At 71.1% G+C, this 8,045-nt stretch carries 6 protein-coding genes and 1 riboswitch; of the genes, 3 read left to right on the top strand and 3 right to left on the bottom strand.

Going from position 1 to position 8,045, the window contains the following annotated elements; genetic code table 11:
- Window positions 1–15 precede the first annotated feature (15 nt).
- On the top strand, window positions 16–2,442 hold the full coding sequence (locus ACZ6QQ_RS15255) for a glycoside hydrolase family 65 protein (protein WP_465876773.1): 2,427 nt from the start codon (window positions 16–18) through the stop codon (window positions 2,440–2,442).
- Window positions 2,443–2,469: 27 nt separating this feature from the next.
- Here ACZ6QQ_RS15255 and ACZ6QQ_RS15260 read toward each other — a convergent pair whose 3' ends face one another.
- Window positions 2,470–3,507 (bottom strand): coiled-coil domain-containing protein, encoded by a 1,038-nt coding sequence (locus ACZ6QQ_RS15260; protein WP_465876774.1) that lies wholly within the window; start codon window positions 3,505–3,507, stop codon window positions 2,470–2,472.
- Window positions 3,508–3,510: 3 nt separating this feature from the next.
- Window positions 3,511–3,640: riboswitch (cyclic di-AMP (ydaO/yuaA leader) on the bottom strand.
- A gap of 519 nt (window positions 3,641–4,159) precedes the next feature.
- On the opposite strand from ACZ6QQ_RS15260, the gene ACZ6QQ_RS15265 reads away from it, so the two are divergent.
- Window positions 4,160–4,831 (top strand): dienelactone hydrolase family protein, encoded by a 672-nt coding sequence (locus ACZ6QQ_RS15265; RefSeq protein ID WP_465876776.1) that lies wholly within the window; start codon window positions 4,160–4,162, stop codon window positions 4,829–4,831.
- 36 nt (window positions 4,832–4,867) lie between these two features.
- Window positions 4,868–5,500, top strand: coding sequence for an NADPH-dependent F420 reductase (locus ACZ6QQ_RS15270; RefSeq protein ID WP_465876777.1), 633 nt, complete (start codon window positions 4,868–4,870; stop codon window positions 5,498–5,500).
- A gap of 28 nt (window positions 5,501–5,528) precedes the next feature.
- Here the strand turns inward: ACZ6QQ_RS15270 and ACZ6QQ_RS15275 are convergent, their stop codons facing one another.
- Together ACZ6QQ_RS15275 and ACZ6QQ_RS15280 are read right to left on the bottom strand one after the other, a co-directional pair.
- On the bottom strand, window positions 5,529–6,701 hold the full coding sequence (locus ACZ6QQ_RS15275) for an AI-2E family transporter (protein ID WP_465876779.1): 1,173 nt from the start codon (window positions 6,699–6,701) through the stop codon (window positions 5,529–5,531).
- Window positions 6,702–6,945: 244 nt separating this feature from the next.
- Window positions 6,946–7,842, bottom strand: a complete 897-nt coding sequence (locus ACZ6QQ_RS15280; RefSeq protein WP_465876780.1) for a DUF1996 domain-containing protein — start codon at window positions 7,840–7,842, stop codon at window positions 6,946–6,948.
- Between the last annotated feature and the right edge of the window lie 203 nt (window positions 7,843–8,045).

Here is an 8,045-nt window from a genome sequence, read left to right on the forward strand (position 1 = left end):
CGACGGGAACACGGCATGATCCGGGAACGCGCCTATCCGGTCGAACCCTGGCACGTCCGGGAGACCCGCCTCGACGTCGACGTGCTGGCCCAGTCGGAGTCGGTGTTCGCGCTCGCCAACGGGCACATCGGACTGCGCGGCAACCTGGACGAGGGCGAGCCGCACGGCCTGCCCGGCACCTACCTCAACTCGTTCTTCGAACTCCGGCCGCTGCCGTACGCCGAGGCCGGCTACGGCTTCCCCGAGTCCGGCCAGACCGTCGTCAACGTCACCAACGGGAAACTGATCCGGCTGCTCGTCGACGACGAACCGTTCGACGTCCGGTACGGCGAACTCTTCGACCACGAGCGGGTGCTCGACCTGCGGGCCGGCACCCTGCACCGGGAGGTGCTCTGGCGCTCTCCGGCCGGCAAACGGGTCCGGATCCGCAGCACCCGACTGGTCTCCTTCACCCAGCGGTCGGTGGCGGCGATCCGCTACGAGGTGGAACCGGTCGACGAGCCGCTGCGGCTGATCGTGCAGTCCGAACTCGTCGCCAACGAGGTGCTGCCGGCACAGAGCAAGGACCCACGGGTCGCGGCGGTGCTGGAGTCGCCGTTGCAGTCCGAGGAGCACCTGGCGCTGGAGGACGGCGGGCTGCTGGTCCACAGCACCCGGGCCAGCGGGCTGCGGCTGGCCGCGGCGATGGGCCACGAACTGGAGGCACCGGCCGGGACCACGCTCAGCACCGAGACCTTCGAGGACTGGGCCAGAACCACCGTCACCTGCGTACTCCAGCCGGGGGAGCGGATCCGGCTGGACAAGTACGTCGCCTACGGCTGGTCGAGCGAGCGGTCCCGGCCGGCGCTGCGGGACCAGGTCGGCGCCGCGCTGGCCGGGGCCCGGTTCTCCGGCTGGGACGGGCTGATCGCCGAGCAGCGCGACTACCTGGACACCTTCTGGGACACCTCCGACGTACGCGTCGAGGGCGATCCGGAGGTGCAGCAGGCGGTCCGGTTCGGGCTGTTCCACGTACTCCAGGCCGGTGCGCGGGCCGAGTTGCGGCCGATCGCGGCCAAGGGGCTGACCGGTCCCGGGTACGACGGGCACGTCTTCTGGGACACCGAGACGTTCGTGCTGCCGGTGCTGACGTACACGCTGCCGTCGGCGGTGGCGTCCGGGCTCCGGTGGCGGCACTCGACCCTGCCGATGGCCCAGGAACGGGCCCGTACCCTCGGGCTGAACGGGGCCGCGTTCCCGTGGCGGACCATCCGGGGCCAGGAGTGCTCGGCGTACTGGCCGGCCGGCACGGCCGCGTTCCACATCGCGGCCGACATCGCCGACGCCGTACGCCGCTACGTGCAGGCCACCGGCGACCAGGACTTCGAGCGCGAGATCGGGCTGGAACTGCTGGTCGAGACCGCGCGGCTGTGGCGGTCGCTGGGTCACCACGACCGGGCCGGGAAGTTCCACCTGGACGGGATGACCGGTCCGGACGAGTACACCGCGGTGAAGAGCGACAACGTCTACACCAACCTGATGGCGCAGCGGAACCTGCTCGCCGCCGCCGACGCCGTGTCGAGGCACAGCGACCACGCCTGGCGGCTGGGGGTGGACGACGAGGAGACCGCCGCGTGGCGGGACGCGGCGAACGCCATGCACATCCCGTACGACCCGGAGTTGGGCGTACACCAGCAGGTGGAGGGCTTCACCCGGCTCCAGGAGTGGGACTTCGCCGGCACCCCGCCGGAGAAGTACCCGCTGCTGCTGAACTACCCGTACTTCGACCTGTACCGCAAGCAGGTGGTGAAGCAGGCCGACCTGGTGCTGGCGATGCACTGGCGCGGGGACGCGTTCACCCCGGAGGAGAAGGCCCGCAACTTCGCCTACTACGAGCGGCGTACGGTCCGCGACTCGTCGTTGTCGGCCTGCACCCAGGCGGTGCTCGCGGCCGAGGTGGGGCAGCTCGAACTGGCCCACGACTATCTGGGCGAGGCCGCGCTGATGGACCTGCACGACCTGAACCAGAACACCCGCGACGGGGTGCACGTCGCCTCGCTGGCCGGGGCGTGGATCGCGCTGGTCGCCGGCTTCGGTGGGATGCGCGACCACGGGGAGGTGCTCTCGTTCGCGCCCCGGCTGCCGAACCGGATCGACCGGTTGGAGTTCTCGCTGGTCTGGCACGGGCACCGGCTCCGGGTCGACGTACGCGAGCGGGAGACCACGTACGCCCTGCGCAACGGGGACCGGAGCGGTTCGGTGCAACTGTTCCACCACGGGGAGAAGGTCGAGGTGACCTGCGACGAACCGGTGGTCCTGCCGAATCCGGAGCCGCATCCGGTCGGTCCGGCCCCGCAGCAGCCGCCGGGTCGGGCTCCGGCCCGCCGCGCGTCGGTGGCCGAGACCTCGGGTGCGGCTCCGACGACCAAGAACGAGGTGGCACCGAGGGATCCCGGCAACTGACACCGGCCGCTGAGCCGGTCGCGCCGGTCAGAGCAGGGACAGGTGTACGTGGTTGGTGTGGTCGCTGGACGGGTCGCCCTTCGCGGAGTTGTACGCCTTCCAGCCGGTGGCCGGGAACCAGATCTGCCGGTACCAGATGACGTACAGGATGCCCAGCTTGTCGGCGTTGCGGACCAGGAACGCGGCCAGGTTGTTGCCGTACGTCTTGTCGCCGCCGGTGGCGTCCCCGCCGAAGCCGCCGGGTTGCGCGGAGAAGTCGCAGGCCCGGCCCTTCGGGTGTTCGAACGGCCCGCCGCTGCGGTAGCAGGAGACGTACCGGGTGAAGCCGAGCCGTTTGGTCTCGTTCAGCGCGTGCAGGGTGCGCGGGGTGAGACAGCCGCTGGTGGTCGGGTCGTCGCGGGCGCAGGACTGTGCCGGCCAGGAGCCGTCCTTGCTGCGCGGCGCGGGTTGCGCCACCGGTGAGCTGGTGTTCACGAAACCCTCGGTGGCCGCTCCGCCGACCAGGGAGAGGGCGCGTTCCGCCGCCTCCTTCTGCTTGGCCATCACGGCGAGTTGCCGCTGCTCCTCCTCCACCGCGGCGTCGGCCGCCGCCTTCGCCCGACTGGCCCGGTTGCGGGCCTCGTGCAACTGGCGCAGTTTGCTGTTGTCCCGTTGCGCTATCAGGTCGAGTCCCTCGGCCCGTTTCATGAAGTCGTCGGGCGAGGCGCTGCCGAGCAGTGCGCTCAGCGGCCCGATCCGGCCGATTCGGTACGCGTTCACCGCGACCTCACCGACCTCGGGGGTGAGCTGGTCGAGTTCGGTCTCGATCTGCCGCAGTTCGTCGGCGAGCGCCACCTGGTGTTTGCGGGCGTTCTCGACCGCCACGGTCGCGGCGGCGTATCCACGCCCGGTCGATTCGAGTACGTCGCGTAAGAGGGGGTTGCCGCCCTCGTCTCCGGTCGTGACCGGCGACGAGGGTGCGGCCGCTGCGGGCCCGGCCGCGACCGGTGCGCCGGACACCAGCATGCTCGCGACGGTGAGCAGGGTCAGGGCCAGCGAGAACCGCTGACGCCTAGGTCTCGTCATGCACGTTCCTCCCGTCGGCCGCCGACCGGGTTAGCTGACGGGTTCGGGCCGGAACTACCCCTACCGCGTGTGCGGACTCACCCCGACTACCTGGTTCCCCGGTTCGCCTGTGGCGATTGGGCGGCGGTCGTCGCCGACAGCAGAGGGGGTACCACCGGGTCGGATCCGATGGTGACAATACCGGATCAGATGGACTTATTGTGGCCGAATCTAGGGTCGCCACGGGGGATTTCTCCTGCTAAGCGCGCGGATGCCCCGGTGGGCCTCGACGGAGGCCCACCGGGGATCGCCGGCACCGACCCGCTAGCGGCGGTCCCCCGTGGAGGGAACGCCGCTCGGGTCGTGCGGTGTCACCCGTCGGGGATCGTCCGAGGCCCGTGCCTGTGCCGCCTCGTCCGCCCAGTCCCGCCGCGCGCCCTCGCGCTTGTCCCGTTTGTCCCGTGGCGGACTGGTGCCGGCTCGACCGGACTCTGACCTGGCGGATTTGTGGTGGGTCATGGCATCCTCACGATCGCCTCAGCGCGGGCCGCTACCGGCTCCGCCGTGGTCTTCCTGCCTGACCCGGTTCGCCTTCCCGACCGGGAAGGCGGCAAACGGTGATTGCCGGCCCGACGGCCGGTTGTTCCACCCGTACGCGGGTACCGGACAGCGGGTGGACACACTGACGACCGAGACCACCATCTGGGCCGGGGAGGTGCAGCTCACCGCCGACCTGGTCACCCCCACCGAGGGAACGGTCGGGGTGGTGCTGTTCGCGCACGGCAGCGGCAGTTCCCGGCGCAGCCCACGCAACATCGCCGTCGCCCGGGTGCTCAACCAGCGCGCCCTCGCGACCGTACTGGTCGACCTGCTCACGCCCGAGGAGGCGCAGGCCGACGAGGAGACCGCCGAGCTGCGCTTCGACATCCCGATGCTCGCCGGCCGGCTGGTCGGCGCGATCGACTGGCTGCGCGCCGAACCCGACACGGCGGCCCTACCGGTCGGGCTGTTCGGCGCGAGCACGGGTGCGGCGGCAGCCCTGGTAGCCGCGGCCGAGCGGCCGGAGCACGTACCGGCGGTCGTTTCCCGCGGCGGCCGCGCGGACCTGGCGGGTCCGGCCCTTGCCCGCGTACGGGCGGCCACGTTGCTGCTGGTCGGCGGCCGGGACGAACAGGTGATCCAGTTCAACCAGCAGGCCCGGGACGCGCTCGGCGGCGAGGTGGAACTGCGGATCATTCCGGACGCCACCCACCTGTTCCCCGAGCCCGGCGCGCTGGAGCAGGTGTCCGACCAGGCCGCCGGCTGGTTCGCCGAGCGCCTGCCCAGCTTCGGTGCCGCCCCCTGACCCGTTCGTTGTCGCAGCCGGCGGGTAACCACTGGCATGCACATCGGAATCATCGGCGCCGGACACGTCGGCGGAACGCTCGCCCGCCGACTCGCCGCGGCCGGCCACGAGATTGCCATCGCGAACGCGAGCGGTCCGCAGAATCTCCAGGGTCTGGTGGGCGAACTCGGACACCGGACGCACGCGGTCACCCCGTCGGAGGCGGCCCGGTTCGGTGACATCGTGATCGTCGCCGTGCCGTTCGGCCGGTACGACGAACTGCCCACGGCGGAACTGAAGGGCAAACCCGTCATGGACACCGGGAACTACACCCCGGAGCGGGACGGGGAATACCCGGAACTGGACCAGGACAGGACCACCTCCAGCGAGATGGTGCAGCAGCACCTCCGGGGCGCGAGCGTGGTCAAGGCGTTCAACACCCTGCACGCCGAGAACATGCGCGACCACGCCCGCCAGTCCTCGGCCCAGGAGCGCTACGGCATCCCGATGTCCGGCGACGACCCGAAGGCCAAACGGGCCGTCGCCGACCTGATCGAGGAACTCGGCTTCCAACCGGTGGACGCCGGTGATCTCGCCGAGGGAGGCCGGATGCAGCAACCGGGCGGCATCACGTACGAGGCCGACTTCACCGCCGACGAACTGGTCGAGGCCATCCGTCAGGGTTCGTGACCGTCAACTCCCACCCGCAGCGGCAGGGTCAGGACGGGACCTCCCGACCCTGCCGCAGCGCGGTGACGGTGTCGACCACCCGGTAGACCACGGCGGTCACCGGTACGGCCACGAAGGCACCGGCGATCCCGCCGAAGAGCGTGCCGGCGGTCACCGCCACCAGGATCACCACCGGGTGCAGGCGTACCTGCCGTTTCATGATCAGTGGTTCGAGCAGGTTGCCCTCGGTCTGCTGCACGGCGATGACCGCCAGCAGGACGAGCAGTGCGGTGGTCGGACCCTTCGCCGCGAGCGCCACCAGCACCGCGACACTGCCGGCGACGGTGGCGCCGATGATCGGGATGAAGCCGCCCAGGAAGGTGACCACGGCCAGCGGAAACGCGAGCGGCACCCCGAGCAGGACCAGCGCCAGACCGATCCCGACGGCGTCGATCGCCGCGATCGCCACCGTGCCCCGGGTGTACGCGCTGAGCGTGTGCCAGCCGTTGCGACCCGCCTGGACGAACGCCGGTCGGGACCGGTCGGAGACCCGGACCAGCACCCAGCGCCACATCGGGCGACCATCCTTGAGCAGGAAGAACAGCAGTACGAAGATCAGCAGTACGGCACCGGCCACCTCGGCTGCCGTACGCGCCCCGGCGACCGGGTCCGGGGTCGACCTGCGCAGGCCGTCGGTGGCCTGCTTGGTCCACCTGTCCAGTTGCTCGGGGCTGACCGGCAGCGAGCCGGTGATGAAGTCGCGGGTGCGGTCCAGCCCCTCGTCCAGTTGCTTGCTCAGGCTGGAGAACTGGTCCGCGGTCAGCGTCCAGACCAGGTACGCGGCCCCGCCGATCACGGCCAGGAGCAGGAAGAGCGAGACCAGCGCGGCCAGCGCCGGGGGCAGCCGCAACCGACGCAGGCGTACGGCCAGCGGGTCGAGCATCGCGGCCAGGAAGAAGGTGGCGGCGAGCGCGATGGTCAGCGGCGCGAGCCGGGCGGCGACCGTGGCGAGCAGGTAGATCCCGGCGGCGATGACCAGCAGGCAGGCGCTCCACACCACCGACCAGCGCAGGAACCAGGGCAGACTGTCCCAGGTGCTGTGCACCCGTTCCTGGGCGCCCTGGATCCGCTCCAGCCGGCCGTGGACCGGCTCCGGTCGGTCCGGTGCGGCCGGGTTCGCCCCGACGGCGTCCGGGTCGGGTGCCGCCGTGCCGTCAGACATGGTCGGCCCCCCGCTCAGTCGCCACAATCACGGTGACCCCTCTCGATGTAGGCGGAGAGGCATTACCCGGTCGGGGGTGAGTCGACACGTCTGGGCGGGCTGTCCAAAAGCTTACGCGATGAGCCGTTAAATCCGTCTTCTGTGCTGAATTTCGCTCGCGGTCCCGCGCGGGGACCGCTGGCTGTCCCGGGCGGGGACAGACGGATGGGGCTCCCGGCCAGCGGAAGCCCCATCCGGATCGGGGTCAGGGTCGGCCGTCGGCGCCGCACTTGATGATCGGTCGGATGCAGTCCTGCACCCGCCGGGCCATCTCGTCCTCGGGCCAGGCGTTGAAGAAGTCCCCGTGCATCGTGTAGCCGGCGCCGGAGGCGAGCCGGAAGCGGGCCGGGTCACCGTTGGCCGGGTAGCGCAGCACCTGACGCAGCTTCGGTACGGGCACCGGGTGGGTGCTCGGGCAGTCACCGGCGACCGGGTACGCCATGTGGCTCTTGTGGTCGGGCGAGTCGAGGTCGACCCCGTTCCAGCACTGTGGGAAGTCCAGGTACGACTCGATCATGCTGCCGGCCGGACAGTTCACGAAGTCCTTCGAGGCGCCGACCTCGCCATGGTGCAGGCAGGACCAGCGGGAGTTGGTGGTCTCGTCCGGGGCGGTCGCCCGGGCGTTCCCGGCCACGATCCGCAGGCCGAGCGGCAGCGGCTGGATCCGGGCGATCACGTCGTCGCGTACGCCCTCGCCGAGGTAGTAGAACGTGGTGATCTCCGGCTCGACCGGCTGGTCACTGACGTAGAGGGTCGGCACCCAGTACGACGACTTGTCCACCGCCGGGTTGCAGTTGCTGTTCGCGTTGAGCAGGTCGGGCAGCTCGGTGTGCGCGTTCGTGGCCTCGCTGCCGAAGAAGCTGTGCATGTGGGAGGCACCGGGCAGGCCCGGGAAGACGATCGGGTCGTCCGGCAGCCGGTGGCTGAACGGGCAGTCGGCGAGGAACTCCGACACCCGTACCACCTGGGCGCCGGGCTCGGCGGCCGCGTCGGCCCTCGACACGGCGGCGGTGAGGTAGCCGCCCAGCAGCGCGACCAGGGCGGCGAAGAGCAGTGCCAGGCGCAGTCGCGGCCGGGCGACGAGGGCGGATCTTTGGGGCATACGGACTCCTTGTGGCTCACGGGTGGGCGGTGAGGGAGAGGGCCGTTTTCACGGGCGGCCCGGCCCCGGTGGGGTGCTGGGGGGGGGGGGGGGGGGGGGGGGGAGCCAAGGCGGAGAGGGGGGGGGGGGAGGGGGAGGGGGAGGAAGGAGGACAGGGCAGGGGAGGGGGGGTGGGGGTGAACGGGCCGGGGGGATCGGGGCCA

The sequence above is a fragment of the Micromonospora sp. NPDC049529 genome (genome assembly GCF_055586685.1).